This window comes from Tomitella biformata AHU 1821, from assembly GCF_000524475.1.
Classification (GTDB): domain Bacteria; phylum Actinomycetota; class Actinomycetes; order Mycobacteriales; family Mycobacteriaceae; genus Tomitella; species Tomitella biformata.
The window spans coordinates 24,620-49,876 of sequence record NZ_BAVQ01000082.1 but is presented as its reverse complement, the minus strand read 5'-3'; the positions used below and the strand labels follow the sequence as shown (position 1 = coordinate 49,876).

Here is a 25,257-nt window from a genome sequence, read left to right as displayed (position 1 = left end):
CCCGATGACGAGGTGCATCAGATGGTCGAGCTCAACGCGCGGGCGTTGTTGAACTTCCCCCGCACCTAAACCCGGCCGCACGGTCGCACTCAGACACCCCACCGAGAGGTACCTAGCAATGGCCAACACACGTCCACTTCTACGCGCGGGCATCGCAGTCGCCGCGCTCAGCCTGGTGCTAGCCGCCTGCGGCGGAACCAGCAACAACGGCGCCGGCCCGGCGTCCGGCGGCTCCGTCGGCGCTGACGCGGCAGACGCCGACCCGAACGGCCACCTCCGGGTGGGCTCCACGGTCCCGGCCCCAGCACTGAACCCGCACAAGATGCCATCGGCACCCGCCGCATTCTCGTACCTGACCCCGGTGTATGACCGCCTGACGCAGATGGTCGACGTGGATGGGGCGCTCGAGATCGCGCCGATGGCGGCGACCGAGTGGGAGTTCTCGGCGGACGGCAGCGAGGTCGTCTTCACTCTGCGCGACGGAATGACCTTCACCGACGGCGCAGTCCTCGACGCCGCGGCGGTCAAGTCCACGTTGGACCACGCGAAGAACACGCCCGGGTCCACGGTCGCCACGACATTCTCGATGATCGACTCAGTGGAGGTCGTCGACCCCAGCCACGTGCGGATCATCGCGAACCGGCCCGCCGCGGACCTGCCGTACGTCATGTCCGGGGTGGAAGCCTCCCTGATCAGCCCGAACGCGCTCGACAATCCCGATCTGGACGTTAACCCGGTCGGGTCGGGGCCGTACGTCGCGACCTCTGTCAAGGTGGGCGACTCCGCCGCGTATGAGCGCCGCGAGGGCTATTGGGATACTGACGCGCAATTGGCGAAGACGATCACGATTACCGGCATGGTCGACGACAACGCACGGCTCAACGCGCTCCGCTCGGGCCAGCTCGACCTGATCCTCTCCAAGATCGGCCAGTACCCGCAGGCCTCCACGCTCGGCGATGGCTTCGGTTTCTTCGCCTACCCGGCGATGCAGCTCTACACGATGACGATGAACACCGACAGCCCGGAATTCTCGGACGTCCGGGTTCGGCAAGCCCTGAACTTCGCCGTGGATCGGGAGGGCATCAACACCTCCCTGCTTAACGGGCAGTGCATGCCGTCGGGGCAGCCTCTGACCGAGGGCGTTGAGGGGCACCTCGCCGAGCCGGCGATCGACTACTCCTTCGACCCCGAGCACGCGCGGGCGCTGCTCGCGGAGGCCGGAGCCGAGAACCTGACGTTCACGTCCCTCGTGGGCGCGGGTCTATCGCCGCAGGATGAGATCGCTGCCGCACTGCAGGCGCAGTTTGCCGACGTCGGGGTGGAGATGAACATCAAGCCGGTCGACCTAGTCGATATGACCGCGCAGTTCGCGGCCAAGACGGAGCCGGCACTGGTCAACGTGCGGGTGGGCGATCCGAGCGCCGCGCAGTTCCTCAACCGCAACTACACCGTTCCGCGGCTGTTCCCCGGCACGCTGCCCGTGGAGTTCCGCGAGTCGCTGGCTCCCGCCTTCGATCCCAATATGTCGGAGGCTGATCGCACCGCTGCGGTGGAGGCGACGGCGGCGGTCGCGGTGGACCAGGCGTTTGACGTCTTCATCTGCGGGCTCAGCACTCAGGTTGCCTTCTCGGACAACGTGATTGGTTCGGCCAACATGGGCGTCTCGCACTACACCGGCGTGATGGATGTGCGCTACCTGGGCGTCACGAAGTAGCTCGTGGCCCCATCGCCGCCGCCGTCCAGGACGCGGTCTGAGGAGATCTTGTTTCATGACTACTGACGTGTTGAGGATCGAGAACCTCTCGGTCGAGTTCCCGACAGAGCGGGGTTGGACGCAGGTCGTCGACGACGTCTCCTTGCGGGTCCCGGCGGGTTCCGCGGTGGGGCTGGTGGGGGAGTCGGGGTCGGGGAAGACTGTGACCTCGCTGGCGGCGATGGGCTTGCTGCCCCCGCGTGGTTCGCGGGTGAGCGGGTCCATCCGCATCGCCGGCCGCGAGACCGTTGGCCTGTCGGAGCGGGAGATGTCTGATATCCGCGGCACGGACGTGTCGATGGTCTTCCAGGAGCCGCGGCGCAGCCTGTCCCCGGCGTTCACCGTTGGCGACCAGATCGCCGAGGTGGTCCGTCGGCATGAGGGGGCGTCCAAGAAGAGCTCGGTGGCCCGGGCAATTGAGATGCTCGATGCGGTGGGTATCCCGGACGCTGCGCGTCGGTCGCAGGCCTATCCCCACGAGTTCTCGGGCGGCATGTGCCAGCGCGTGATGCTGGCGATCGCCATGGTCTGCCGGCCCAAGTTATTGATCGCGGACGAACCCACCACGGCTCTGGACGTGACGGTGCAGCGGGAGATGCTGCGGCTGATGAAGGATCTGCAGGCCGAGTACGACGTGTCGATCCTGTTCATCACGCACGATCTGGGCGTCGTCGCCGAGATGTGCGACAGCGTGGCGGTGATGTACGCGGGACAGATCGTCGAGTCCACGCGGATCGACGATCTCTTCGACGATCCGCGGCATCCCTACTCCGAGGGCCTGCTCGCCGCGATCCCGGACCCCAGGGCCCGTGGGACGCGATTGTCCTCGATCCCCGGCGCCGTGCCCGCCCCGTGGGATTGGCCGGAGACCTGCCGCTTCCAAGAGCGCTGCCGGCACGCGGTGGCAGGCGTCTGCGACGCCGGTCCGGTGGGGCTCGAGCGCCTCGCCGCAGGGCGGGCGGTGCGCTGTGTCCGGGACGGCGAGCTCGAGCTGAGGGGACTGGGCGCATGAGCCATCTGCTGGAGGTGGCCGGGCTATCCAAGTCGTTCCCGGCCAAGAGGAATCTCCTCGGGCGCGTCACCGAGCGGAGCCTGGTGACCAACGACGTGAGCTTCACGGTCGATCGTGGCGAGACCCTCGGCATCGTCGGGGAGTCCGGGGCGGGGAAGTCGACGATCGGTCGCCAGATCCTCCGGCTGATCGAGCCGGACGCCGGCGAGATCCGCTTCGATGGGCAAGACGTGCGGAAGCTGCGCGGCAAAGAGTTGCTGGCCTTCAGGCGGCGCGCACAGATGATCTTCCAAGACCCGTTCAGCTCCCTCGACCCACACATGACGATCCGAAACGCGGTGGGGGAGCCGCTGGCGATCCACTTCGGCCTCTCCGGGGCGGAGCGCGATCGCCGGGTGGTGGAGATCCTGGAGCGGGTCGGGATGCGCGCGGACCAACTCGACAAGTATCCGCGCGAGTTCTCCGGCGGCCAGCTACAGCGCATCGCCATCGCGCGGGCCCTCACGCTCGACCCGGACTTCATCGTGTGCGATGAGCCCGTTGCCGCGCTGGACGTTTCGATCCAGGCGCAGGTCCTGAATCTCCTGCTGGATCTGCAGGCCGAGCGCGGGCTGTCGTACGTGTTCATCTCGCACGATCTATCGCTCGTGCGCTTCCTCGCGCATCGGGTCATGGTGATGTACGACGGGGAAGTGGTGGAGACCGGACCCACCGAGGAGCTGTTCGAGAATCCGCAGCATGCCTACACCAAGTCGTTGCTTTCCGCTGTCCCGGACCCGCGGGCCCGGCGCCGCAATCTGACTCAACCCCCGTTGGAGGCATGATGGCCACTTTGCTCGCTAAGCGCTTGCTGTCGGCGATCCCGCTGCTGCTGTTCCTGAGCTTCTTCGTCTACGTCCTGGTCGACTTCATGCCGGGTGACGCCGCGGCGGGCCTCGCCGGTGACAATGCGACGGCGGCCGAGATCGCCGCGGTGCAAACGCAGATGGGCCTGGACCGGCCGCTATTCGTGCGTTACGTCGAATGGCTGGGGAACGTGCTGACGGGTGATTTCGGAACCTCGCTATACAGCTCGCAATCCGTCAGCCAGATTCTGGCGGACCGGATTCCGACAACGCTGTCCCTGACCGTGGTGACAATGGTGATCGTGATCCTCGTCGGCGTACCGCTCGGGATCATCGCCGCGATGCGCGCCAACTCGCTGCTCGACAGGGCCTTGACCACGGTGTCGTCGGTCGCGATGGCAGTGCCGCCGTTCATCATCGGCCTGGTCCTGGTGATCACGCTGGCGATCTCGTCCCCAATCTTCCCGGCGACGGGGTATGCCCCGCTCAGCGATGGCTTCGGACTGTGGCTGCAGCACCTGATTCTCCCGGCGCTGGCGATCGCGGCCATCTCCACCGCGGAGGTGGCGCGTCAGACGCGCGCCGCGATGGTCGACACCCTGGCCAAGGACTTCATCCGGACCACGCGGGCGAAGGGCCTGCGGACCCGGACGATCGTGACGAAGCACGCGCTGAAGGTGGCGGGCGTCCCGATTGTCACTGTGCTCGGCTTGCAGATCAGCCGGATCTTCGCAGGCGCGGTCACCGTGGAGTTTGTCTTCGCGCTGCCCGGCCTCGGCACGTTGGCCGTGAACTCCGTGTTCAGCCGCGACATCCCCGTGATCCTCGGCATCGTGATGGTGATGGCGGTAGCGATTGTGCTGATCAATCTGATCGTCGATATGGCCTATGGATACTTCCACCCCCGAGTCCGGGCTTGACCCGAATGCCCTCGAGAGGACTTCCTATGAGTGAGACCCCGGCCACCCCGGACATCACCGCCGCGAAGCCGGCCGATGATCGCAAGGCTCCGCAGCGGCCTCGACGTGGGCAGCTGCTGCATAAACTGCAGACTTCCCGCCCGCTTCGCTTGCTGCGCAAGAATATTCCGGCAATGATTGCGCTGGGATTCTTGGTCCTGGTGGTCCTGCTGGCGGTGTTCGGGTCGGCGCTCGGGCCCCACCCGCCTCATGCGCAGAACCTGAATAACAGCCTGGCCGGCGCCTCGGGCGAGCACTGGCTGGGCACGGACATCTATGGCCGCGATGTGTTTAGCCGACTGCTCACATCCGCCAGCGTCACGATGCTCGCCGTCTTCCAGGCGGTGGGTGTGGCGGCCGTGCTCGGCATCCCCACCGGTCTGTTCGCGGGCCTGGTCGGGGGCCGTCTGGGGGGTCTGATTAGCCGCTTCTCGGATGCCTTGCAGTCGCTGCCCCCGCTCATCCTGGCCATCGCGATCATTGCGATCTTCGGCCCCGGACTTACCAACGCGATGCTGGCCATCGGCTTGGTCATGGCACCGGCACTATTCCGGTTGGCGCGTGGGGCCGCGGAGTCGGTGGCCACAGAGACCTATATTGAGGCCGCCCGGGCTCTGGGCTGCGGCAAGGGCCGACTGCTGTGGAGCCACGTGCTGCCTAACGCGGCGTCGCCGCTGCTCGTACAGCTGTCCTTCTCAGCGGGCGTCGCGATCGTCGCGGAGGCGAGCCTGAGCTTCCTGGGTCTCGGCGTCCAGGCCCCGGAGACCTCCTGGGGGTCGATGGTCCGTGAGGCCTTCGACAACGTCCACTCGGCACCGGGGCTTATCGCTGCGCCGGCGATCATGATCGTGCTGACGGTGTTGGCCTTCTCCACATTTGGCGACGGACTGCGGGACGCCCTCGAGGGCGCGGAGTCCTCGAAGGGTTCCTGACGGACGATCGACCTCGGCTTGAGCGGCGCTTTATCGGGGGTGCAGTCGCGACTATGTGACGCAGCTTGCAGCACACTCACTTAGTGAGCTAGGTTAACGGTGATGTAGATCATAGAGATCGCGGGTGTGGAGTTCGGGCGGCGGATCGTATGGAGTCGCCCCGGCAGGTGGTGTGGACAACACTCCACGAGGGAAAGGGTCGACGGCGGACACTATGGTGCTCACATTCTCGAAGCGGATAGGCCGGAGCCTGCTCGTGCTTTTCCTGGTGACACTTGCGGTGGTGGGGCTGCTCAGCCTCGCCCCGGGCTCTGCCGCCGACGTCGTCCTCGGCGAGAACGCGTCGCCCGAGGCTGTTGCCAAGATGAACGCGGAGATGGGCCTCGATCAGCCACTGTGGCGCCAGTATCTCGACTGGCTCGGCGGCGCGCTGCACGGCGACCTGGGCCGCTCGCCGTTGACCGGCCAGGACGTCACCCAGGCAATCTTGGATCGTCTGCCGGTGACCATCCAGTTGGCGGTCATGGGGCTGCTGCTGGCCCTGGTGTTGGCAGTGGTGTTGGCGGTCGTGGCCGCGGCAACCGAGGACTCGGCCCTGGACCGAGGCATCAGCGCGTTGTCCTCGGCCTTCTTGGCGGTGCCGGCGTTCATCGCAGGCCCGGTCCTGATCTACTTTCTCTCGGTCAAGCTGGGCCTATTCCCGGTCTCCGGCTGGTCGCGGATGAGTGATGGGATCGGCGAGAACCTCAAGCACGCCTTCTTGCCGGTCGTCGCCATCGCGCTGGTTGAAGTCGCGACTTTCCAGCGGCTACTCCGCACAGACCTGGTCAGCACCCTGCGAGAGGATTACGTGGCGGCTGCCCGTGCTAAGGGAATGCCGCGCGCCTATGTGCTGTTCCGGCATGCTCTGCGGCCCTCATCGCTGTCGATGATCACCCTGGCCGGCATCAGCCTCGGCCGGCTGATCGGCGGCACGGTGGTGGTCGAGGTGCTGTTCGGGTTGCCCGGCCTGGGCCAGCTCGTCTCCTCCTCCATCACCCTCCGCGATGTGGTGACCGTGCAGGGCATCGTCGTCTTCATTGCGCTGGTCTACGTGGTGATCAACATGGTCGTGGACACAAGCTATGGCTTGCTTGACCCGCGAATTCGGAAGGCGGTCTCCGTATGACGATCACCAGCGCAGATAAGAAGCTCCAGGACGAAGGCCCCTCGGTGCAGGTGCCGGTGGTGCCGCCGCGAAAGAGGCGACGCTCGATCATCGTCCGCGGGTGCTACCTCTTCATCGGGGCCGTCATCCTCTTAGCGATCTTCGCGAACCTCCTGCCATTGGCGAACTACGCTGTGCCCGTTGGAGGCGCGCGGTTGGGCCCGCAGTGGGGCTCGATCGACCTGCTGCTCGGGACGGACAGCTTCGGCCGCTCGATCCTGTCCCGGTGCGTCTATGGCGCGCGGGTCTCGCTCCTGGTCGGGGTGGTCGCCGGGGTGGCGGGCCTGACCGTCGGCACCCTCCTGGGGATGACCGCGGGGTACTTCGGCGGGCGCGTCGACTGGGTCCTGTCCGTCTTGACGGACGCCATGCTGGCCTTCCCGCCCCTGATCCTGCTACTTGCGCTGACCTCGATCCTGACGCCGAGCGTCACCACGATCCTCATCGGGCTTGCTCTGGTCACGGTGCCCGCCTTTATGCGGTTGGCCCGCGCGAACACCATGGCGTGGTCCTCTCGCGAGTTTGTCCGCGCCGCGAAGAATCTCGGAGCCGGGCACAGACGCATCCTGGTGAAGGAGATCTTCCCGAATGTCGTGCCCACCCTCGGCGCGTTCTTCCCGATCGTCATCGCGATGCTCATCGTCGCAGAGGGCTCCCTGAGCTTCCTCGGCCTGGGTATACCTCCGCCGCAACCGAGTTGGGGCGGGATGATCAGCGACGGCAAATCCGCTATCGCCACGTCGCCGCACATGGTGCTCGTGCCGGCGACCACTATCTTCCTTACCGTTTTCGCGCTTAATCAGATCGGCGATCACCTCCGCGCGCGGTTCGACCGTGCTCTGCAGGACTGATCGGCAAAGTAGAAACCATGAAAGGTGTGGACATGTCCATCAAGAAACGGGCGCTGGTGGCACTGGGCGCTGCCGCCGCGGTGCTCTTTGTCGGTGCCTGCGGCAGTGGTGGCGGCAGTGGCAGTAGCGACTCCACGATCGTGGAGGGTGTGGCCGGCCCGTCGGGCGAGGCGGTTGCCGGTGGCGTCGGCCGCGCGCTCCAACTCGCGGAGCCCCGGACCCTGGATCCGGCGGCCAACCTGAATTTCTGGTCGAACTCGCCGCTAGTGTTCAACGCCCTCTACGGCACGTTGATGATCAACAATGAGGTGACCGGCGAGGTCGAGTACAGGATCGCCGAGGACATGTCGACCACGGACGGTGGCAAGACCTTCACGCTGGTGCTGCGCGACGGCGTGGAGTTCTCCGACGGCACCCCGCTGGATGCGGCGGCGGTGAAGATCGCGTGGGACCGCATGAGGGACCCCGCGGTCGCATCGGTTGACCTGCCCCAGGCCTCGATGCTCGAGGGCACCGAGGTGGTGGACGCGCAGACCCTGAAGGTCACGCTCGTCGAGCCCCTGCCGGCCTTCCCGCAGGCGGTGCTGCAGAGCTCGATGAACTGGATCGCCTCGCCGGCGACCCTGGCGGCGGACCAGTCGGTGGTCGACTCCAATCCGATTGGGGCCGGGCCGTTCACGCTCGAGCGATGGTCGCGTCAGGACGTGATCGTGCTGACGAAGAACGAGAACTACTACGACGCCCCGCGGCCATACCTGGACACGCTGGAGGTCCGCACGATGGGTGATCCGGACCAGCGCTACAACACCGTCCTGAGCGGCGGCGCGGACCTCGCGGCCGAGAACCGCTGGCAGAACCTGGACCGGGCCGCGACGGCCGGTCTGCAGAGCTCAGTGATTCCGCTCAACGGTGGCGTAGGCCTGGTGCTGAACATGACCAGGGCCCCGTTCGATGACCCGCGTGCGCGTGAGGCGCTGTCGCTGGCTTTGGACGTGGACACGATCGACACCGCGCTCTACGAGGGCACGGGCGTGGTCCCGGAGACGTTCTTCGACGAGTCCTCGCCGTTCTTCAAGGACATTCCGCTGAGTGAGCACGACCCGGTGCGGGCGCAGGAGCTCTTCGACGAGCTAGCCGCAGAGGGCAAGCCGCTGGACTTCACGATGTCCCTGTTCGCGAACATCAAGGACGTGGGCGAGGCTGTGCAGACCCAGCTCAGCGTGTTCAACAACGTCGAGGCACACGTCAAGATCATCGACTTCAGTGAATACAACGGCATCATGGGTGCACGGGACTATGACGTCGTCTCCAACGCGGTGATCTTCGGGGAGCCGGAGCCGCGCATCTGGATCGGGCTGCACAGCACCTCGAGTGGAAACTTCAGTGGCATCGCCGATCCGGAGCTCGACGCGGCACTGGAGAAGGGGCGCCTCTCGGAGGACTTCGCCGAGCGCGATGCCGCGTACCAGGTGGTGCAGGAGCGGGTGTCGGAGCTCAACCCGACGGTCTTCTACACCCGGGCGGCACCGGGCGTGATTGCCGGTGCGAACGTCGGCGGGGTCCAGCAGTACGGCATCGGGTCGATGCTGCCCGACTCGTTGTGGATCCAGAAGTAGCCATGACCGATACCCCTCTCCTCCATGTTCGGAACCTGCACGCCTACATCGGCTCCGACCGGGGCGTGGTCCGCGCTGTGGACGACGTGTCATTCAAGCTGGCGTCGTCGGCGGCGCTGGGCGTGGTGGGCGAGTCCGGATCCGGAAAGTCGGTGATGGCCCGGGCGATCATGGGCTTGATGCCGGCGCATTCGGCGCAGACCGGGGAGGTTTACTTCCAGGGGCGGGACCTCCTCGCGCTGAAACAGAAAGAGCGCGAGGCGATCTGGGGCAAGCAGATCGCGATGGTGTTCCAGGACCCGGGGCGATCGCTCAACCCCGTGGTCCGCGTGGAGCGGCAGTTGACCGAGGGGATGAGGCGCCATCTCGGCGTCTCATCCTCGGAGGCGCGGGCCCGCGCGTTGAGCCTACTCGAAGAAGTCGGCGTGCCGGATCCGGAGCGCAGGCTGCGCAACTACCCCCACGAGCTGTCGGGCGGCATGCGCCAGCGGGTCATGCTGGCCATCGCGCTGGCCTGCGAGCCGGATCTGCTCATCGCTGACGAGCCGACGACCGCGCTCGATGTGACCATCCAGCGGCAGATCCTCGATCTGCTGCGGGACGTGCAACGCAAGCGCGGCATGGCCCTGATGCTGATCAGCCATGACCTGGCGGTGGTGGCGGGGCGGACGGACCGAGTGGCGGTGATGTACTCCGGCAAGTTGGCGGAGATCGGCGCAACGAGGGCGGTATTCGACGCGCCCCGGCATCGTTATACGCACGCGCTGCTGGGCGCGACGCCCACCCTTGATCACGAGCGGCACACGCCCCTGAACCTGATCGCGGGCTCGCTGCCAACGCCGACCGATCCCCCTCCGGGATGCCGCTTCGCGCCGCGGTGCGGCTTCGTGGAGGCCGCCTGCACGGATCCGGGCCCAGTGATGGAACTGGTCGGCCCCGACCACGCGGTCGCGTGTATTAACAGCGTCCCCGTGGGCGCGGACGATGTCGTTGGAGGTGAGCTCGTTGGCCGGTAGCGGGACCGCGCATCTGCGCGGTGATGACACGCTCCTCAGTGTGCGAGACCTAGAGGTCGAGTATCGCGTGAAGGGCGGGAAGTTCAAGGCGGTCGCGGGCATCAGCTTCGATGTCCGGCAGGGCGAGACGCTCGGGATCGTTGGCGAGTCCGGCTGTGGGAAGTCCACGACCGGGCGGGCCGTGCTGCGGCTGGACCCGATCGCGGGCGGGCAGATCCGGTATGGGGACGAGTGGATCGAGCGGGTGCCTGAGAAGCGGATGCGCCAGTTGCGTCGCGAGATGCAGATGATCTTCCAGGACCCCGTCGGGTCCCTGAACCCCCGCCGCCAGGTCAAGGAGATCGTTGTCGAGGGCCTCGCGATTGACGGGGTCGCCGAGGCGGAGCAAAAGAGCGCCTCGCGCAAGGTGCTCGAGCAGGTGGGGCTGCCCGGTGACCGCTTTGCGGAGATGTCGCCGCGTCAACTCTCGGGCGGGCAAGCGCAGCGCGTGGCGATCGGCCGCGCCATTGCGCTCAATCCCCGGCTGCTGATCTGCGACGAGCCGGTCTCGGCCCTGGACGTGTCGGTGCAGGCGCAGATCCTGAACCTTCTCGAGGAGCTCAAGCGGGAATTCGGGCTGACGATCGTGTTCATCGCGCACGACCTGGGGGTGGTGCGCGCGGTCAGCGACAACGTGCTGGTGATGTACCTCGGCAAGGTCTGCGAGTTCGGGGACTCGGTCGAGGTCTACGACAGGCCGGCGCACCCCTACACCCGGGCCCTGCTCGACTCCGTCCCCCTCACCGACCCCGAGAGGGGGTTCGCGGGCCCGGCGCTCAAGGGCGATATCCCCTCCCCGCTGAGCCCGCCCGCGGGCTGCCGGTTCCGGAGTCGCTGCCCGCAGGCGCAAGGCCAGTGCGCCGCCGAGGAGCCGGTGATGCGGGAGGTCCGGCCGGGCCAGTTCGCGGCCTGCCACTTCCCGCTGGCCTGAGCCGCCCGAGAACTGACCCAAAAGTGTAGTGCCCGTCAAGAACAACAGACGCGCCTCGCGCGCGTGAGAAGGAGTGAACAATGGTTGATTTCCAAGCTGGAGACGCGGTCCCAGAGCCCTCCGCCCCGCACGACCCGATTGCGCAGAGGTTTGTCGGCAAGGTCGCGTTGATCACCGGTGCCGCCCGCGGCCAGGGCCGCGCCGAGGCGGTGCGCCTCGCCGCGGAGGGCGCGGACATCATCGCCCTCGACATCTGCCAGGACCTGCCGACCACCCAGTACCCCGGGGCGACCCCGGAGGATCTCCGCGAGACGGTGCGGCTGGTGGAGGAGAAAGGCCGCCGCATCATCGCCCGAGAGGTGGACGTCCGCGACTTCGCGGCGCTGAAGGCGGCGGTCGACGACGGGGTCGCGCAGCTGGGCCGGCTGGACGTCGTCATCGCGAACGCCGGAATGACGACCGCGGCGCCGACGTGGGAGATCGACGAGGAGCACTGGGAGGCGACCATCGGTATCAACCTCACGGGCGCGTTCTTGACGGCCAAGGCCACGGTGCCGGTGCTCCTGGCACAGGGCACGGGCGGCGCCATCGTGTTCATCAGCTCCGTGGCCGGCCTGCGCGGGCTGCCGCTCCTGGCCGACTACGCCGCGGCGAAGCACGGGGTGGTCGGGCTGGCCAAGACCCTGGCCAATGAGCTGGCGGAATACCGGATTCGCGTCAACACGGTGCATCCGCATGGCGTGTCCACGGACCTGACAACGCCCGAGCTGTTTCCGCAGCTGGAGCATCGCCCGGAACTGGGACCCCTGTACATGGGCAGCCTGCCCACCCCGGTCAGCACCTCCGACGATATCGCGGCCGCGGTGGCCTGGATCGCCTCAGATGAGGCTCGGCATGTCACGGGCATTCAACTTCCCGTGGACTTGGGACGCACCAACAGGTAGTGCCGCGTTGCGGCGGCTGGCACATCCGGGCACAAAAAACACAGATGGGCAGGGCTGATGGGACAGGCAAACAAAGACACTGACGACTGGTTCAGCGGTAAGGCCGCGATTGTCACCGGTGGATCTCGCGGGATTGGGCGCGCGGTGGCTGGCGAACTCGCGGTGCGGGGCGCGTCGGTGGTGCTCAATGGGCGGGACCAGGCGGTGCTGGATCTCGCCGTGCAGGAGCTTCGGGACGCGGGCGGCTCGGCAATCGGCGTCCAGGGCGATTTCCTTGACCCGGAGTTTCCCGATCGGGTGGTCGGTGCCTGCCAGGAGGAGTTCGGAAGGATCGACTTCCTGGTCAACAACGCTGCGGCCTCCTCCCATTCGGGGCGGGTCCTAGATTGTGGTCCGGACGCCTTCCGCGACACAATCCTGGCCAACTCGTGGCCGGCGGTGGCAATCACCCAAGCGGCTGCGGCGGCTGGACTGGCGGAAGGTTCCGCCATCGTCAACATCTCCTCGGCCGGGGCGCGGCGCGTCCACGAGTTGGCCGGCGTCTATACCGCGGGAAAGTTGGCGCTGGAGAGCCTCACCTTTACGTTGTCGCGCGAGCTCGGGCCGCGGGGAGTCACGGTCAACGCCATCGAGCCCGGCATCATCCGGACCGATATGGCCGGAACCATCTGGAACGGCGAGCGTGGGGCCGCGGAGACCCGGCTGGTTCCAATGCAGCGACTCGGCTTGCCCGCAGATATCGCGAGCGCGGTGCTCTATCTGCTCGGCCCGCATGCGCGCTGGGTCAACGGCACCATGCTTCGCGTCGACGGCGGACGCTTCCACGTGGGCGGCGAGTCCGCGCACATGATCGGCGTCTTCGAATAGTTCTTTCCAACTTCAGTGAACAGGTGGGTAGAGGAAACATGACAGTACGAGTAGGCGTTGTCGGGTTGAGTGCGGGCGGAAGTTGGGCGTCGTTTGCGCACCTGCCCGCATTGCGAGCCGCGGAGGGCTTCGAGGTCCGCGCGTTGGCGACAAGTTCCCCCGAGTCGGCGAAGGCCGCGGCCGAGGCATACGGGGTGCCGCTGGCATTCTCGAGCGTCGAGGAGCTGGCTCGCTCCGAGGAGGTGGACCTCGTGGTGGTGGCCGTCAAGGTGCCCGACCATCGAGAGATCGTCCTCAAGGCCCTGGCGGCGGACAAGCCGGTGCTGTGCGAGTGGCCCCTCGCCAACGGCGTCGCCGAGGCAGAAGAATTGGCCAGTGCCGCCGAGGGTAAGCGCGTCTACGTGGGTTTCCAGAGCACCGCGGCACCCGCCGTGCGTTACCTGCGGGACCTGATCGCCGACGGTTTCGTCGGCGAGGTGACCTCGACCAGTCTGATCGCGACCGGCGGCCCGTGGGGCGGCCCGGTGGGCAACCGCACGGAATACCTGCTGGACAAGACCCATGGTGCCACCATGATGACCATCATCTTTGGCCATCTCGTGGACGCCTTCAGCTACATCGTCGGTGATCTGGTTGAGGTGAACGCCACCACGGCGGTGCGCAACCCGATGGTGCTCAACACCGATTCCGGTGAGCTCGTGCCCGCCACGGCGGAGGACGATATCGCCGTGACCGGCACCCTCGCCAGCGGCGCGATTGCCTCCCTCCACCTCCGGGGCGCGAACGCGCACTCCAGCAAGATGGTCTGGGAGATCAACGGCACCCAGGGGCATCTGCGCATCGACGGGAGCGGGGCCACGTTGGCCAACCCGATGAAGATCCAGGGTGCACGTGGGGACGACGCGATGAGCGAGATGCCGGTGCCGGCCAGCTATGACAGCCACGCCGACCTGACCGGTTCGCCCGCGCACGCCATGGCCCACGCCTACGACCGCATCCGGGAAGACCTCACCGGGGACGCAGCGCAGGCACCGGACTTCGCACACGCTCGCCAGCGGCACCTGCTGCTCGACGCCATTGAGCGTGCGGCGGAAACTGGTGCGCGACAGTCTGTTCCGGCTAAGTGAGTGCGGATCCGATGAACGCTGAGGCTCAGCTGCAGGAGCTATGGGACGTCGAGTCCATCAAGCGAATGCGCGCCAGCGTTTCGCGGCTCCTGGACACGAAGCGGTGGGAGGAGTTCGGCGACCGCTTCACGGCCGACGCGGTGCTGGAAGCGCCCGAGGCGGGCCTGCGGTGCGTGAGTCGGACGGAAATCGTGAAACTAGTCAGCGCCGGCATGGACGGTGTGCGGAGCGTGCATCACCTGCACGCGCCGGAGATTACGATCACCGGCCCAGACTCGGCGACGGGTATCTGGGCGATGTCGGACAGCCTCGAGCGCGCCTCTGCCCAGGGGCCCACGGTGATGACCGGGTACGGGCATTACGTGGAGCGTTACGAACGCCACGACGGGGACTGGCGAGTCCAGTTGCTGCGTCTGGAGCGTCTCCGCATCGATAACTGATAGGCGGACTGTGTGAGCAGGAGGCCGTGCCGGGGTTCAACCCCGCCACGGCCTCCTGCCGTCACAAGGTCATTGATCGGCCAAACTAACCGAGGAAAGGTGTGTAGATGACCATCAAGAAGCGTGTGTTGGTGGCGCTGGGAGTTGCCGCGGTGCTCTTCGCCGGGGCCTGCGGCAGCGGCGGTGGTGATTCCGCTCAGGTCGGGGGAGTCTCCGGCCCATCGGGGGAGGCGGTGTTCGGGGGTACGGCCACGGCAATCCAGCTCGCGGAGCCGCGGACGTTGGATCCGGTGGCCGTACAAAATGCCTGGTCGAACTCACCGCTGTTGTTCAACGCCCTGTACGGAACGCTGTGGGTGGAGAACGTGGAGACGGGGGAGATCGAGTACAAGATCGCGGAGGACCTCTCGACCGCGGACGGCGGCAAGACGTTCACGTTGGTGCTGCGCGACGGCGTGGAGTTCTCGGACGGCACCCCGTTGGACGCATCGGCGGTGAAGTTTGCCTGGGACCGGATGAAGGACCCGGGTGTCGTCGTAGCGGACCTTGCGCAGGCGGCAATGCTGGAATCCACGGAGGTGGTGGATGCTCGGACTTTGACGGTTACCCTGGTCGAGCCGGTGCCGGGCTTCGCCCAGGCGGTGCTGCAGACGTCACTGAACTGGATCGCCTCGCCGGCGACGCTGGCGGCAGACCAGTCGGTGATGGACTCCAATCCGATTGGCGCCGGGCCGTTCACGCTCGAGCGGTGGTCGCGTCAGGACGTGATCGTGCTGACGAAGAACGACAACTACTACGACGCGCCGCGGCCATACCTGGACAAGCTAGAAATTCGCACTATCGCGGATCCCGACCAGCGCTACAACACCGTCCTGAGCGGCGGCGCGGACTTGGCCACCGAGAACCGCTGGCAGAACCTGGACCGAGCCGCCACGGCCGGCCTGCAGAGCCCGGAACTCTCCTTTAACGGTGGTACGGGTCTGGTGCTGAACATGACCAAGGCGCCGTTCGATGATCCGCGTGCGCGTGAGGCGCTGGCACTGGCTTTGGACGTCGAGGCGATCAACACCTCGCTCTATGAGGGGACGGGTGAGGTACCGCTGACGCTCTTCGACGAGTCCTCGCCGTTCTACAAGGACATTCCGCTGGGCAAACACGACCCGGTGCGGGCGCAGGAGTTGCTCGACGAGTTGGCTGCCGAGGGCAAGCCGTTGGACTTCACGATGTCGCTGTTCGCGAACATCAAGGATGTGGGCGAGGCGGTGCAGACCCAGCTCAGCGTATTCAACAATGTCGAGACCAACATCAAGCTCATCGACATCGCCGAGTTCGGCCGGATTATGGGCCAGAAGGACTATGAGGTTGTCATCAACGCGATCATGTTCGGGGAGCCGGAGCCGCGGCTGTTGATCGGACTGCACAGCACCTCGATCGGCAACTACAGCGGCATCGCCGATCCGGAGCTCGACGCGGCCCTGGAGAAGGGACGTATCTCCGAGGACTTCGCGGAGCGCGATGCGGCATACGAGGTGGTGCAGAAGCGCATCGCCGAGCTTAACCCGACGATCTTCTACACGCGCCCCGCGGCGGGCATCATCGCTAGCCCCGAGGTGGGCGGGATCAAGCAGTACGGCATGGGCTCGGTGCTGGCGGAAACGCTGTGGATCCAGAAGTAGCAACGCTCACCAGAAGATGAAGTAGAGCGGGGGCCGGTGCAAAGTGCACCGGCCCCGCTCTATTTGTCCGGGCTCTGCCGGTTAGGCTCCCAGCTCGGTCAGCAACTCGCTGAGCCAGGCGACCGACTCGGCAGCCGCCGCGTGGTGGCCACGATCGTCGATGGCAGGGCCGCTGAGCTCGAGGTCGAAGACGCCGGTATAACCGGCGGCCAGCAACTCCTCGATCAGGTGCCGACTGGGGACGTCGCCGGCACCCAGGACATCCCGGCAGGGCAGGGACCGCATCCCGGGGGTCATGTCGCTGAGCTGGACGTGGGAGATCAGCTCGATGTTCTTGCGGATGTCGTCGAGCAGCTCGGCCTCGGTCCACACGTGGAAGAGGTCGAGGCACGTGCCCATGCCGGTGCGAGCGCCCAGCAGGAGCGCGTCGTGCAGGCTGTGCACGAAGTTGAGGTCGGCGTAGAGCCAGTTGGTCGGCTCCACCGCCACCGCGATGCCCTTGCCGGCGGCGTACTCGACGAGGCCGGCGGTGATCTGGGCGTAGCGGGAGGCGTTGGCCTCCCAATCGGGGAAGTGCCGGCGCCCCGTCAGGGTATAGACGGAGCGGGCGCCGACGGTCTCCGCCTGGTCGATGTCCGCGCGCGCCAGGGCGAGCTGCTCCTCGATATCGGCGCCGGGCGCGAGTTCGAAGCGCAGTAGCGCGGTGGTCGTGGCCATTCCGACGCCGTGCTGGCGGCAGGCCTGGGCGACGGCGTCGGCCCCGGACTCGCGGATCTTCGTCGACGTCATCGACGTGCCCGCGACGCCTAGCCCGCCGATGGTCGCGATGGCGTCCACCGCGGACAGCGTGGGGAAGCACAGGCCGCTCACCGCCACACGCGGGTGTGCCGGAGTCGCCGCGACGGCGTTGTCAGCTAGGTTCGGGTTCACTCTCGTTACCTCCAGTGGTCGCCGGGCGGGCCCGGCTCGTGGAACGGGGATCGGTACTCAGGTGTGGCAGCCGAGGGCGCGCACGCGCCGGATCTCGTCGGCGGCCTCGACGACCGCCCGCGCGCCGGCGACGGCACGGCGGGCACACTCGCTCGGCGTAGTGCCCGCCTCGGCCAGGGACCGCATCGGCGACTCCACCCCGACGACGGGGACGGGCGGCAGCGCGGCGAGCATCTGAACCAGCGGAAGCTCGCCCTCGCCGGGGACGCGGCGGTCGCTCGAGTCGTCCCGATAGACCGGGTTGCGCTGTGCGAGCGAGTGGTCGCTGAGCTGGATATAGCCGACGAACTCGGGGTCGAGCATTATCAGGTCCTCCGGACCGTGGCCGGCGCGGGCGGCGTGCATCGTGTCGACGAGCAGGCTGAAGTCCGGGCGGTCAACGTGTCCGACGGCCTGCAGCGCGGTTGGCAGGTCAGCCACGGTGAGGGATTTCGCGAACTCCATCGTCGTGGTCATGCCGCGGCTGGCCGCCATCTCCGCGAACGTGGCCAACTGGTCGAAGCTGCGCGGGAGGTCGGGGTCCATCGTCACGGCGTTGACCCGGGTGACCCCCATCTCGGCCATGACGTCCAGGTTCGCGGCCTCGTCGCGCAGGTCATGGGCGGGCTGGACGACGAAGCCCTCGCCGAGGGAGATCGACACGTCGCGATCCCGCAGCGCGGCGATGAACCGCGCGCGGAGAGCCACGTCGTCGAGCATGGAGTAGACCGGGTGGTCGTACGGGTTGTACGGCCCGCCGCCGCCGGCGACCTTCATGGAGATGTGGTGGCAGTCAAGATCGGCCGCGAGGTGGACGAATTCCACTGGCGGCAGGCCGAGCACGGTCTGGTACTCGATACCTAGTTCGGTCATGAGGATCCTTCCGAGACAGTGTGCTTCATCGAGCCTGGTGTCAGCGGTGTGCGCTCGATGAGCGCGCGGTCCGGCGGGGCACCTGAGCACAGCACCCTCTTCTCAACCAGCTCGGAGGAGAGGACGTCGCCGAGGAGCCCCAGGTCTGCGCCGGCGCGCTCCGCGATCTCGCGGACCACCACCACGTCCTTGAGCATGAGCTCCGCGAGGCGAATGCCGACGGCGTCCACCCCGATCCATGCGACGCTGCCCAGGGCCCGGCTGTCGCCGCTGCCGTGCTGGACCGCGGCGAGGATCTCGGCCTCACCGATGCCGATGGACTCGGCGAGCCGGACGGCGTCGACCGCGAGCCCGACCTGCGCGACGAAGAGGGCGTTGTTGACCAGCTTGACGCGCTGGCCGTGGCCAATCGGCCCGACGTGCAGCACTGAGGAGCCATAGGACTCGAGCGCCAGGCGGACGGTGTCGAGGACGGCCTCATCGCCTCCGACCCAGATTGTGAGTGCGCCGGCCGCGGTGTCCCGCGGATTGCCGGAGACGGCGGCGTCGAGCACGCGCACGCCCCGCGTGGCCCCGGCATCCGCCACCGCGACCGCGGTGTCCGGATCGCATGTGGTGTGCTGCACCAGGACGGCGCCGGGCGGCATGGCCGCGATCACGCCGTCCGGGCCCAGGAGCGCCGCGCGCACCTGCGCGTCGTCGAGCACGATGCTGATGACCAGCTCCGCGGACCGGACCGTCTGCCCGACGGTGTCGGCGGTGTGCCATCCCTTTGCCTCTGCGGCGGCGCGGGCCTCGGGGCGTCGGGTCAGGACGGTGACGTCGTGGCCGGCGGCGACCAGGCGCTCGATGATCGGCGCGCCCATCCTGCCCGCGCCGATGAATCCGATTCTTAGCTGATGCATTCTGGACCTCCCTTGCGTCCCAATAGGCGTGAGTGCGGCCTTGGGCGAAGCGTACAACTAAATATAGGTGCACTAAGTAATATTAGTAACACTCGTAGAGGGGAGGAGTCGATCTGCTCAGGAAAATCAGAGTTGCAACTGGAGAAATAACGCGGGTGGTATGCGGCCATGGGGGACACCAACCGGGCATTCGTCACCCACTCAGCTATCCGGGCCGAGTTCGGCGCGATGTTCACTGAGTTCGCGGCCACCGACGGACCGCAACTGTTCTACTGCACCCAGGGCAAGGACCGGGGGCCTCGACTGCGGCGATGCTGCTATCCCTCGCCGGTATCGACCGGGAGACAATCTACGCCGACTATCTGCTGACCAATGAGTACTCGCGTGAAAATCGGGAAGCGACCTTGGCCTCCTACCCGCCGGCGATAGCCGAGATCTTCCGGCCGGCCAACATGGCGGAGCGGGACTACCTGAAGGCAGGTCTCGGCCAAAGCCCCCAGACGATTGCGGCACTAGGGGCAAAGCTGCTCAGATAGGTACTCGGCGGCGATGCGCCTCCGGCCAGGGTCCCGCCGACCAGAGTGGTCGGCGGGATCGCGAGTCCTAGAACCCCCGCATACCCGCCTCCAGTTGCAGGCCGAACGTGTTGAAGACCATGCAGTGCATGTCGTAGGCGCCGATGAGGAAGACCACGTCCATCATCTGTTTGCGGTCGAAATGCGTGGACAGCTCCGCCCACGTGCCGTCAGAGATGTACCGGTCCTGGCACACCTCCTCGACCGCGCGGAGGAGGGCGGCGTCCGTCGCCTCCCAGATGGCGGCCGTGGAGCCCTCCTTGATCGCCTCGATGTGGTCGTCGGTCAGACCTGCGGCGAGGCCCATGCCCGTGTGCTGGGCCCACTCGTACTCGCCGCGGCGCAGCCAGGCTGTCCGCAGAGTCAGGAGTTCGCGTTCGCGCGCCGCCAGGGTCGAGTCGCGGAGGTGGTTGGAGAACGTCAGCCAGCTGCGGGTCAGCTCGGGATGCCAGGCGTAGATGGCGATGACGTTCGGCACCGTCTTCGGCGGCGGCGGGGTGGCGCCGCTGGCCTTGCCCGGGTTGAGCACGGACAGCGCGTCCAGCACTGCGGCATCCCAGTCTGCTGGCGGTCGGGGGGCGATTCGTGGTGCGTTCATGTCGTCAACTCCGTGGGGTGTGGTGGATGGATCAGCCGAGGTAGGAGCCGCCGTTGACGCTGAGGGTCTGCCCCGTGACGAAGCTCGCGTCGGCCGAGCACAGGTACGCGCAGGCGCCGGCGATGTCGTCCCCGGTGCCCATGCGGCCGGCGGGGATGAACTTGCCCATCTGCTCGCTCGACGGGACGATGCCGGCCTCCTGCTTCTTCCGGACGCTGGGGGTGTCGATCGAGGAGGGGGCGATGTTGTTGACGGTGATGCCCAGCGGCGAGTACTCCAGCGCCAGGGTCTTCGTCAGTGCGATCACCCCGCCCTTGGACGCGGCGTAATGCGCCATCCTCGGACCGCCGCGCTGCGCGCTCGAGGAGGAGATGAACACCACCCGCCCTGTGCCCGCCTCGACCATGTCGGGCAGCACCGCCTGCGCGCAGTGGAAGGTGCCCGTCAGGTTGATCGCCAGGATGCGATTCCAGGACTCCACGCTGATCTCGGCGAAAGGCTCCTGGATCGCGACGGCGGCGCTGGTGACGAGGAAGCCCACCGGGCCCGCGTCGGCCCGCACCGCGGCAATCGCCTGGTCGACCTGCGCTCGATCGCTCACGTCGAGTTGATAGGCCTTCGCCTGGCCGCCGGCCGCGACGATCTCCTTCACGGTCTGCTCCGCGCCCTCGCCGTTGAGGTCGAGCACGGCCACTGTGTAGCCGTCCGCGCCGAGACGCTGGGAGATCGCGCTGCCGATCCCGGAGCCGCCGCCGGTGACGACGGCCACGCGCGCCGTCGCCGCCCGATTCGAGGTGGAATGGGGAATGCTCATCATTTTCTACCTTTCACATTCACTGGGCTCTGTGGCTCCACTGGATCGATACTTGTGCATTCGCGCGGAGCCCGGGCCGCGCCGGGGCGGAAATGGGATGGAGTGGGATTGTCCCCGGCCCGGCGCGGCACGAGAGGGCCTCACATGGCGAAGGACAGGGTCCGACGCTCGAAGAGCCACTCGCCGTCCACCAGTCGCAGCGCGTCCCGATACTTGCCGACCATCTTCAGGGCCCAACCAGACTCGCCGTTCATCAGGACCAAGACGTCGCTGCTGGACTCGACAGTGTCGGCGGCCGGCTTCGAGACCATGGTGTTGGCCAGGACGTGGCGCAGGTTGAGCTCCGCAGTGGAGGCGGTGTAGTAGTCGCGTAGTGCGGCGTGGCCCTGGGCTGACACCTCGAACTGCGGGATCTCAAAGGTCGCGTCGTCACGGAAGGTGGCGAGGACCTCGTCGACGCGGCCCGCGTCGAGGGCCTGGGTGTACGCGGCCTGGGTGGCCTGGACGCCGACGGTGACGTCGGTCTGCGTCAGATGGGACATGCTCATGGGGCTCCTAGCGCTGATTGAGGTGGGCGGGTCGAGGCTGGGTGCGGGCCGGGGCCGGCCTAAAGGACGACCTTGTCCGCGCGCAGGGCCGAGATCTCGCCGCTGCTCAGACCGAGTTCCTCGAGGAGGATCTGGTCGGTGTCGGCTCCGAGGCTGGGTGGGTATTGGTGCGTCCCGCCTGTGGATCCACTCATCCGCATGGGGTTGCCGACCACCCGGATGGACTCGTCCGCCCCGTCCAGGTCGAGGACCATCTGCCGACCCGCGGCCTCCGACTCCTCGAGGGCTTCGGGGACTGAGCGGATCGTCGCGGCGGGGACCCCGCGCGCGGTCATCAGCTCGGCCCATTCGGCGGCGGGCCGGGTGGCGAAGGCCGTCTCCCAGAGCCGCCACAGCGCGTGCCGATTCTCCAGCCGGGCCCCGGGGTCCAGGAAACGCGGGTCGGCGGGGAGGTCCGGCAGCCCGAGCACCTCGCACGCGCCGCGCCACATCCCGTCGGTGTTCGCCGTGATCGCGATCATCCGATCATCACCGGCGGTGAAGGTCCGATAGGTCGGAATGGAGTCGTGGGCACTGCCCTGCGGGGGCGGGGTCACGCCCGCGATCAGCGCGTAGGCGGATTGGTAGGAGAGCATCGCCAGCTGGCTGTCGAACATGGCGACGTCGACCATCTGGCCCAGTCCGGTCCGCGCGCGCTCGTGGAGCGCGGCCCCGATGCCGACCCCTGCGTAGAGGCCCGCGACCAGATCACCCGCCGGGATGCCGAGGCGTACCGGCGGGCCCTCGGGCTCACCGGTCAGGCTCATCACCCCGGATGCGGCCTGCACGATCATGTCGTAGGCGCCGCGGTCACGCCACGGGCCCTCGTGCCCGAACCCGGTGATCGACGCCCACACGAGGTCCGGCTGCGCCGCGCGGATCTCGGCGGGGTCGATCCCCAGCCGGGCGCACACGCCGGGGCGGAAGTTCTCCACCACGACGTCCGCGGACGCGATGAGCCGGCGCACGACGTCGATGCCGCGCGGGGACTTCATGTCCACGGCGATGCTGCGCTTATTGCGGTTGGTGGACAGGAAATAGGCGCTGTCGGCCCCGACGAAGTGCGGGGGGATGGCGCGGCTGCTGTCTCCGCCAGGATGCTCGACCTTGACCACCTCGGCGCCGAGGTCCGCGAGCATCTGCGTGCAGAACGGCCCAGAGAGGAAGGTGGTCAGGTCGACGACGCGGAGGCCCGCGAAGGCGCCGGAGCGAGTGGCGGTCATGGCATTTTCCGCTCGAAAATGTGGATTGCGCAGGCGCCGTGGTCCAGACCGGAGATGCCGCCGCCCGTCACGTGGGTCATGGCGTGCACGGGATTCTCGACCTGGCGATCGCCGGCGGACCCGGTGAGCTGCCAGAACACCTCGGCGACCTGCGCGACCCCGCTGGCGCCCACCGGATGGCCCTTGCAGAGCAGGCCGCCGCTGGGGTTCACGACGACCGCGCCGCCGTAGGTGGTCTCCCCGGCGCGGAGCATCTGCACGCCCTCGCCGGGCTCGCAGAGCCCGAGGGCCTCGTAGTACACCAGCTCGGCCACCGAGAAGGCGTCGTGCAGTTCGATGACGTCGAGGTTTTGGGGCCCAATGCCCGCCTCTGCGTACGCGTCGCGGGCCGAGTCGTAGGTGATCTCCGGGCGCAGCATGTCCCGGTGCCCGGGCGCGTAGGTCCCCGAGTGCACCACGGAGGCCCGGACGGTCATCGCCGGGACGCCCATCCGCCGCAGGACCGCGTCGGACACCACGACGACCGCCGCCGCGCCGTCCCCGGTGGGGCAGCACTGGAGCATGGTGAGGGGGTCCGCGATCATCCGGGACGCCAGCACCTCCTCGACCGTCACGGGCTTGCGGTACTGCGCGTAGGGGTTGTCCGCCGCGTGCTTGCGGGCCTTGATGGTGACCTCGGCGAGGTCCGAGGTGGTGGCCCCGCGGTCATGGAGGTAGCGCCGTGCGCGCATCGCGTACATGGCCGGCATGACCATGCCCTGCTGGACCTCCCAGTCCTCCGCCACCAGGGGGAGGGTGCCGCCGCCGAACTGGGTGAGCTTGTCGACGCCGACCACGAGCGCGATATCGCAGTGCCCGTCCCGGATCGCGCGCTGCGCCTCATGGAGCGCGGTGGCGCCGCCGGAGCAGGCGTTGTCGACGTTGATCACCGGCACGCCGTTGATCCCGATCTCCTTGGCGATCCGCTGCCCGGTGAGCATGCCGCCGAACGCGTGGCCGGCCCACATGGCGTTGATTTCGCCGGGGGCGATGCCCGCCTGCTTCAGTGCGGCCAGGACCGCGGGGACCGCGAGGCCGGAATAGGACGACTCGGGGTAGCGCCCGAAGGCGATCATCCCGGCGCCGATCACATGTGCGTTGCCGCTCATTTCTTCTCCTCCGGAGTGAACCACCAGTGATTGTCAGCGTCGACCCGCAGCTCGCAGCGGGTGTCGAGCTCGGGCAGGCCGGCTGTCACGTCGATCGTGCCGAGGACTCGCACGCCCTCGTCGAAGTCGACGAAGCCGATTGTGTAGGGGGTCTCTCGGGCGGACGAGACGTGCACCGTGCTGTACGAGTAGAGGGTCCCGCCGGGGCCGATCGGGTGGCGCGCCGGCTCCGCGGTCGCGCAGGCGGGGCACACCTCGCTGCGCGGGAACCACGCGGTGTCGCACTTGGCGCACCGTGCGCCGATCAGCCGGGCCGTGCCGTCCGGCGCGGAAGCTATGACCTCCCGGCCGGGGGCGAGGTCGGCGAACGGAATCGCCGGGGGTTGGATGCTCATCGGACACCTCCATCTTGGGATTGCTGTGGGTTCGTGCGCAGGTGCGCCATGAAGTGGGCGGACCAGTCGACCAGCGAGGTCGGCACGATATAGCCCGCCTCATCGTTGATCTGGTCCCAATTCGCGGCGACGTCCTCGACGGTGGGCCGGGCGTCGCCCGTGTGCAGGTAGCCGGGGGTCTCGGCGATGAACAGGCGGGTGAACCGGCCGGCGCCGGCGCCGAAGATTCCGCCGCGAACGGGACAATCCTCATGCGCGAGGTAGGCCATCATCGGCCCGACGAGTTCGCTGTCGAGTGGACCCGAGGTCTGCTGGCCCAGGGCCTCGATGCTCGCTTTGCCCTCTCCCCGTCGGGTGGACGCGGCCGGCGCGAGGACGTTGATCTTGATGTCCTGGTCCGCCGCGGCGACGGTAAGGCTGCGGGCCATCCCCACGATTCCGCCCTTAGCCGTGGCATAGGCGAGGTTGTCGGCCAACCCGAGCATGCCGTGGGAGGCGGTCATCACGATGCGTCCGTAGCCCTGCGCCACCATGTGCGGCCAGGCGGCCAGGGTGGTGAAGTAGGACCCGCCGATGTGCACCGCCAGGGTGCGATCGAGGTTGGCGGCGTCGGCGTCGAGGGGGCCCTTGAACTCGGAGATGCCGGCGTTGTTAACGACGATATCGATCCGGCCGAACTCCTCGATGGCGGTCTGGACGAGCGCCTGGCAGCCTTCCGGGGTACCGACGTTGTTGAAGTCGGCCACCGCGACGCCGCCGGCCGCGCGGATCTCCTCCACGGCCTCCTGCGCCGGCGTCGAGTCTGCCCCGAAGCCCTCCTTGCTGCCGCCGAGGTCGTTGACAACCACCTTCGCGCCGAGTTCTGCCAGCAGAGACGCGTGGGCCCGGCCGATTCCGCGGCCCGCGCCCGTCACGATCGCCACGCGATCGTCGAAGCGGTGTCTACTCATGGGCT

General features: G+C 67.6%; 27 protein-coding genes. 17 read left to right on the top strand and 10 right to left on the bottom strand.

The window, feature by feature from the left end; all coding sequences use genetic code 11:
* Positions 1–118: 118 nt before the first annotated feature.
* The 15 genes from TBIF_RS20195 to TBIF_RS20125 all read left to right on the top strand — a co-directional run bounded on the left by TBIF_RS20195 (position 119) and on the right by TBIF_RS20125 (position 16,215).
* Positions 119–1,714 carry an ABC transporter substrate-binding protein gene (locus TBIF_RS20195; RefSeq protein WP_024796556.1) on the top strand — a complete coding sequence of 532 codons (1,596 nt, stop codon included), beginning with the start codon at positions 119–121 and terminating at the stop codon, positions 1,712–1,714.
* 55 nt (positions 1,715–1,769) lie between these two features.
* Positions 1,770–2,765, top strand: a complete 996-nt coding sequence (locus tag TBIF_RS20190) for an ABC transporter ATP-binding protein (protein ID WP_024796555.1) — start codon at positions 1,770–1,772, stop codon at positions 2,763–2,765.
* A complete protein-coding gene (locus TBIF_RS20185) occupies positions 2,762–3,589 on the top strand; it encodes an ABC transporter ATP-binding protein (protein ID WP_024796554.1) in 828 nt (275 codons plus the stop codon). Before TBIF_RS20190 ends, TBIF_RS20185 begins: the two co-directional genes overlap by 4 nt.
* Positions 3,586–4,530, top strand: coding sequence for an ABC transporter permease (locus TBIF_RS20180; protein WP_235174901.1), 945 nt, complete (start codon positions 3,586–3,588; stop codon positions 4,528–4,530). Before TBIF_RS20185 ends, TBIF_RS20180 begins: the two co-directional genes overlap by 4 nt.
* Positions 4,531–4,556: 26 nt before the next feature.
* Positions 4,557–5,501, top strand: a complete 945-nt coding sequence (locus TBIF_RS20175; protein WP_024796552.1) for an ABC transporter permease — start codon at positions 4,557–4,559, stop codon at positions 5,499–5,501.
* Between the two features lie 214 nt (positions 5,502–5,715).
* Positions 5,716–6,669 (top strand): ABC transporter permease, encoded by a 954-nt coding sequence (locus tag TBIF_RS20170; protein WP_024796551.1) that lies wholly within the window; start codon positions 5,716–5,718, stop codon positions 6,667–6,669.
* Complete coding sequence (locus tag TBIF_RS20165) at positions 6,666–7,559, top strand: ABC transporter permease (protein WP_024796550.1); 894 nt, start codon at positions 6,666–6,668, stop codon at positions 7,557–7,559. The genes TBIF_RS20170 and TBIF_RS20165 overlap by 4 nt, the downstream gene beginning before the upstream one ends.
* 32 nt (positions 7,560–7,591) lie before the next feature.
* The gene (locus TBIF_RS20160) at positions 7,592–9,175 is read left to right on the top strand and encodes an ABC transporter substrate-binding protein (protein WP_024796549.1); all 1,584 of its coding nucleotides are present in this window, start codon (positions 7,592–7,594) and stop codon (positions 9,173–9,175) included.
* Between the two features lie 2 nt (positions 9,176–9,177).
* Complete coding sequence (locus tag TBIF_RS20155; RefSeq protein WP_024796548.1) at positions 9,178–10,191, top strand: ABC transporter ATP-binding protein; 1,014 nt, start codon at positions 9,178–9,180, stop codon at positions 10,189–10,191.
* Positions 10,181–11,161, top strand: coding sequence for an ABC transporter ATP-binding protein (locus tag TBIF_RS20150; protein ID WP_024796547.1), 981 nt, complete (start codon positions 10,181–10,183; stop codon positions 11,159–11,161). The genes TBIF_RS20155 and TBIF_RS20150 overlap by 11 nt, the downstream gene beginning before the upstream one ends.
* Positions 11,162–11,241: 80 nt before the next feature.
* Complete coding sequence (locus TBIF_RS20145) at positions 11,242–12,105, top strand: mycofactocin-coupled SDR family oxidoreductase (RefSeq protein ID WP_051461675.1); 864 nt, start codon at positions 11,242–11,244, stop codon at positions 12,103–12,105.
* Between the two features lie 57 nt (positions 12,106–12,162).
* Positions 12,163–12,972 carry an SDR family NAD(P)-dependent oxidoreductase gene (locus tag TBIF_RS20140; protein WP_024796545.1) on the top strand — a complete coding sequence of 270 codons (810 nt, stop codon included), beginning with the start codon at positions 12,163–12,165 and terminating at the stop codon, positions 12,970–12,972.
* A 38-nt stretch (positions 12,973–13,010) separates the two neighbouring features.
* Positions 13,011–14,099 carry a Gfo/Idh/MocA family protein gene (locus TBIF_RS20135; RefSeq protein ID WP_024796544.1) on the top strand — a complete coding sequence of 363 codons (1,089 nt, stop codon included), beginning with the start codon at positions 13,011–13,013 and terminating at the stop codon, positions 14,097–14,099.
* A gap of 11 nt (positions 14,100–14,110) precedes the next feature.
* Positions 14,111–14,539, top strand: coding sequence for a nuclear transport factor 2 family protein (locus tag TBIF_RS20130; RefSeq protein ID WP_024796543.1), 429 nt, complete (start codon positions 14,111–14,113; stop codon positions 14,537–14,539).
* A 107-nt stretch (positions 14,540–14,646) separates the two neighbouring features.
* A complete protein-coding gene (locus tag TBIF_RS20125) occupies positions 14,647–16,215 on the top strand; it encodes an ABC transporter substrate-binding protein (protein ID WP_024796542.1) in 1,569 nt (522 codons plus the stop codon).
* A gap of 81 nt (positions 16,216–16,296) precedes the next feature.
* Here the strand turns inward: TBIF_RS20125 and TBIF_RS24095 are convergent, their stop codons facing one another.
* From TBIF_RS24095 to TBIF_RS20110, 3 genes are read right to left on the bottom strand one after another with little or no spacing between them, the layout of a single operon-like run.
* Complete coding sequence (locus tag TBIF_RS24095) at positions 16,297–17,145, bottom strand: sugar phosphate isomerase/epimerase family protein (protein WP_024796541.1); 849 nt, start codon at positions 17,143–17,145, stop codon at positions 16,297–16,299.
* Positions 17,146–17,202: 57 nt separating this feature from the next.
* Positions 17,203–18,057, bottom strand: a complete 855-nt coding sequence (locus TBIF_RS20115) for a sugar phosphate isomerase/epimerase family protein (protein WP_024796540.1) — start codon at positions 18,055–18,057, stop codon at positions 17,203–17,205.
* Positions 18,054–18,962, bottom strand: a complete 909-nt coding sequence (locus tag TBIF_RS20110; RefSeq protein WP_084611815.1) for an NAD(P)-dependent oxidoreductase — start codon at positions 18,960–18,962, stop codon at positions 18,054–18,056. The genes TBIF_RS20115 and TBIF_RS20110 overlap by 4 nt, the downstream gene beginning before the upstream one ends.
* A gap of 168 nt (positions 18,963–19,130) precedes the next feature.
* Between TBIF_RS20110 and TBIF_RS26655 the strand changes: the two genes are divergently transcribed.
* Positions 19,131–19,331, top strand: a complete 201-nt coding sequence (locus TBIF_RS26655) for a tyrosine-protein phosphatase (RefSeq protein WP_148302347.1) — start codon at positions 19,131–19,133, stop codon at positions 19,329–19,331.
* The gene (locus tag TBIF_RS24655; protein ID WP_024796538.1) at positions 19,274–19,498 is read left to right on the top strand and encodes a tyrosine-protein phosphatase; all 225 of its coding nucleotides are present in this window, start codon (positions 19,274–19,276) and stop codon (positions 19,496–19,498) included. The genes TBIF_RS26655 and TBIF_RS24655 overlap by 58 nt, the downstream gene beginning before the upstream one ends.
* Before the next feature lie 67 nt (positions 19,499–19,565).
* Here the strand turns inward: TBIF_RS24655 and TBIF_RS24085 are convergent, their stop codons facing one another.
* The 7 genes from TBIF_RS24085 to TBIF_RS20070 all read right to left on the bottom strand — a co-directional run bounded on the left by TBIF_RS24085 (position 19,566) and on the right by TBIF_RS20070 (position 25,252).
* Positions 19,566–20,135 carry a carboxymuconolactone decarboxylase family protein gene (locus tag TBIF_RS24085; protein WP_024796537.1) on the bottom strand — a complete coding sequence of 190 codons (570 nt, stop codon included), beginning with the start codon at positions 20,133–20,135 and terminating at the stop codon, positions 19,566–19,568.
* Between the two features lie 31 nt (positions 20,136–20,166).
* Complete coding sequence (locus tag TBIF_RS20095) at positions 20,167–20,949, bottom strand: SDR family NAD(P)-dependent oxidoreductase (RefSeq protein WP_051461678.1); 783 nt, start codon at positions 20,947–20,949, stop codon at positions 20,167–20,169.
* Between the two features lie 140 nt (positions 20,950–21,089).
* Entirely contained in the window at positions 21,090–21,497 is a 408-nt protein-coding gene (locus TBIF_RS20090; protein ID WP_024796535.1) for a nuclear transport factor 2 family protein, read from the bottom strand.
* A gap of 59 nt (positions 21,498–21,556) precedes the next feature.
* Complete coding sequence (locus TBIF_RS20085) at positions 21,557–22,759, bottom strand: CaiB/BaiF CoA transferase family protein (protein WP_024796534.1); 1,203 nt, start codon at positions 22,757–22,759, stop codon at positions 21,557–21,559.
* Positions 22,756–23,907, bottom strand: coding sequence for a thiolase family protein (locus TBIF_RS20080; protein WP_024796533.1), 1,152 nt, complete (start codon positions 23,905–23,907; stop codon positions 22,756–22,758). Before TBIF_RS20080 ends, TBIF_RS20085 begins: the two co-directional genes overlap by 4 nt.
* Positions 23,904–24,302 carry a Zn-ribbon domain-containing OB-fold protein gene (locus TBIF_RS24650; RefSeq protein WP_024796532.1) on the bottom strand — a complete coding sequence of 133 codons (399 nt, stop codon included), beginning with the start codon at positions 24,300–24,302 and terminating at the stop codon, positions 23,904–23,906. Before TBIF_RS24650 ends, TBIF_RS20080 begins: the two co-directional genes overlap by 4 nt.
* Positions 24,299–25,252 carry an SDR family NAD(P)-dependent oxidoreductase gene (locus TBIF_RS20070; protein ID WP_024796531.1) on the bottom strand — a complete coding sequence of 318 codons (954 nt, stop codon included), beginning with the start codon at positions 25,250–25,252 and terminating at the stop codon, positions 24,299–24,301. The genes TBIF_RS24650 and TBIF_RS20070 overlap by 4 nt, the downstream gene beginning before the upstream one ends.
* Positions 25,253–25,257: the final 5 nt, after the last annotated feature.

Bases quoted from the DNA above. Each gene is read 5' to 3' on its own strand.
- TBIF_RS20185 (WP_024796554.1), top strand. From the start codon at position 2,762: ATGAGCCATCTGCTGGAGGTGGCCGGGCTATCCAAGTCGTTCCCGGCC.
- TBIF_RS20110 (WP_084611815.1), bottom strand. From the start codon at position 18,962: ATGCATCAGCTAAGAATCGGATTCATCGGCGCGGGCAGGATGGGCGCG.
- TBIF_RS20180 (WP_235174901.1), top strand. From the start codon at position 3,586: ATGATGGCCACTTTGCTCGCTAAGCGCTTGCTGTCGGCGATCCCGCTG.
- TBIF_RS20130 (WP_024796543.1), top strand. From the start codon at position 14,111: ATGAACGCTGAGGCTCAGCTGCAGGAGCTATGGGACGTCGAGTCCATC.
- TBIF_RS20070 (WP_024796531.1), bottom strand. From the start codon at position 25,252: ATGAGTAGACACCGCTTCGACGATCGCGTGGCGATCGTGACGGGCGCG.
- TBIF_RS20175 (WP_024796552.1), top strand. From the start codon at position 4,557: ATGAGTGAGACCCCGGCCACCCCGGACATCACCGCCGCGAAGCCGGCC.
- TBIF_RS20140 (WP_024796545.1), top strand. From the start codon at position 12,163: ATGGGACAGGCAAACAAAGACACTGACGACTGGTTCAGCGGTAAGGCC.
- TBIF_RS20090 (WP_024796535.1), bottom strand. From the start codon at position 21,497: ATGAGCATGTCCCATCTGACGCAGACCGACGTCACCGTCGGCGTCCAG.
- TBIF_RS20080 (WP_024796533.1), bottom strand. From the start codon at position 23,907: ATGAGCGGCAACGCACATGTGATCGGCGCCGGGATGATCGCCTTCGGG.
- TBIF_RS20195 (WP_024796556.1), top strand. From the start codon at position 119: ATGGCCAACACACGTCCACTTCTACGCGCGGGCATCGCAGTCGCCGCG.
- TBIF_RS20085 (WP_024796534.1), bottom strand. From the start codon at position 22,759: ATGACCGCCACTCGCTCCGGCGCCTTCGCGGGCCTCCGCGTCGTCGAC.
- TBIF_RS20190 (WP_024796555.1), top strand. From the start codon at position 1,770: ATGACTACTGACGTGTTGAGGATCGAGAACCTCTCGGTCGAGTTCCCG.
- TBIF_RS20135 (WP_024796544.1), top strand. From the start codon at position 13,011: ATGACAGTACGAGTAGGCGTTGTCGGGTTGAGTGCGGGCGGAAGTTGG.
- TBIF_RS20125 (WP_024796542.1), top strand. From the start codon at position 14,647: ATGACCATCAAGAAGCGTGTGTTGGTGGCGCTGGGAGTTGCCGCGGTG.
- TBIF_RS20145 (WP_051461675.1), top strand. From the start codon at position 11,242: ATGGTTGATTTCCAAGCTGGAGACGCGGTCCCAGAGCCCTCCGCCCCG.
- TBIF_RS24085 (WP_024796537.1), bottom strand. From the start codon at position 20,135: ATGAACGCACCACGAATCGCCCCCCGACCGCCAGCAGACTGGGATGCC.
- TBIF_RS24655 (WP_024796538.1), top strand. From the start codon at position 19,274: ATGCTGCTATCCCTCGCCGGTATCGACCGGGAGACAATCTACGCCGAC.
- TBIF_RS20155 (WP_024796548.1), top strand. From the start codon at position 9,178: ATGACCGATACCCCTCTCCTCCATGTTCGGAACCTGCACGCCTACATC.
- TBIF_RS20170 (WP_024796551.1), top strand. From the start codon at position 5,716: ATGGTGCTCACATTCTCGAAGCGGATAGGCCGGAGCCTGCTCGTGCTT.
- TBIF_RS24650 (WP_024796532.1), bottom strand. From the start codon at position 24,302: ATGAGCATCCAACCCCCGGCGATTCCGTTCGCCGACCTCGCCCCCGGC.
- TBIF_RS20165 (WP_024796550.1), top strand. From the start codon at position 6,666: ATGACGATCACCAGCGCAGATAAGAAGCTCCAGGACGAAGGCCCCTCG.
- TBIF_RS20115 (WP_024796540.1), bottom strand. From the start codon at position 18,057: ATGACCGAACTAGGTATCGAGTACCAGACCGTGCTCGGCCTGCCGCCA.
- TBIF_RS20160 (WP_024796549.1), top strand. From the start codon at position 7,592: ATGTCCATCAAGAAACGGGCGCTGGTGGCACTGGGCGCTGCCGCCGCG.
- TBIF_RS20095 (WP_051461678.1), bottom strand. From the start codon at position 20,949: ATGAGCATTCCCCATTCCACCTCGAATCGGGCGGCGACGGCGCGCGTG.
- TBIF_RS26655 (WP_148302347.1), top strand. From the start codon at position 19,131: ATGGGGGACACCAACCGGGCATTCGTCACCCACTCAGCTATCCGGGCC.